Source organism: Citrobacter sp. VF227 (assembly GCF_052950715.1).
Genome location: NZ_JBRFVF010000463.1, coordinates 1 through 455 on the forward strand (window position 1 = coordinate 1; position 455 = coordinate 455).

The 455-nt window shown below is 59.8% G+C and carries 1 protein-coding gene; it reads right to left on the reverse strand.

Annotated features, from left to right (window positions below):
• On the reverse strand, positions 1–455 hold a 455-nt coding region (locus ACU8YC_RS27340; protein WP_446896306.1), incomplete at both ends, for an ATP-binding cassette domain-containing protein.

The following is a 455-nucleotide window of genomic DNA, read 5'->3' on the forward strand; positions in this document are numbered from 1 at the left end:
CTGGCGCAGCACGGTTTCACTGAGCGCTGCAATCGGCTGTTCATTAATCCGGATTTCGCCGCACGAGCGATACCATGAGCGGGTAAGCAATTGTAGCAGCGTTGATTTACCACAGCCGGTACGACCGAGAATCGCAATGTGTTCACCGGGAGTGGCCTGCAGGGAAGGGGTATCGAGCGCTTTTTGCGCCTGTCCCGGGTAGCTGAATGATACGTCGCGTAGCGTAAGAGTCACCTGCCCGGAAATCGTCGAGCCGGTATCCGGGAAGGCGCCTTCCGGCTGCTGTTCAGTCAGTTCGGTGATGCGCAGCGCAGAGGCAATAACTTGGCCGAGATGCTGAAACGCGCCGGTTACTGGCGCTAACGCTTCGAACGCAGCAAGCGCACAGCAGACAAAGAGTGCGATCAGCGCGCCGGGCTGGGTATTGCCGCCCACGCCACCGGAGGCCAGCCATA